Origin of the sequence: Ferrovum myxofaciens (assembly GCF_000735045.1) — a bacterium.
Taxonomy (GTDB): domain Bacteria; phylum Pseudomonadota; class Gammaproteobacteria; order Burkholderiales; family Ferrovaceae; genus Ferrovum; species Ferrovum myxofaciens.
Map to the genome: position 1 here is coordinate 1 of NZ_JPOQ01000413.1, position 253 is coordinate 253.

Sequence of the window (253 nt, forward strand, 5' to 3'; positions counted from 1 at the left end):
GACCGGTACGATGGTCAGTGTTTCGATTGTGCGCCGATTCTTCACCGTTTCACCGTCGGCCTTCTTACCTTTGCCCTTGCTGCCCGGATCGGTGAGCGACGAATTGTCCTTGTCGGTTTGCGAGGGGGGAATGCTGGAGTTAGCGCTATTCTTCTTGGTGGTGCGCTCCAAAAAAATGGCAAGGATAAGTTCGACAATCATGAGCATGCTGCTCATGATTGCCTGAACTTCGGGCGAAACTTTGCCGTCAGAG

At 53.0% G+C, this 253-nt stretch carries 1 protein-coding gene; it reads right to left on the reverse strand.

All coding sequences use genetic code 11. From position 1 onward, the window contains the following. A partial coding sequence (locus tag IV91_RS18690) for a hypothetical protein (RefSeq protein WP_160171593.1) occupies positions 1-201 on the reverse strand: 201 nt, incomplete at its 3' end. Between the last annotated feature and the right edge of the window lie 52 nt (positions 202-253).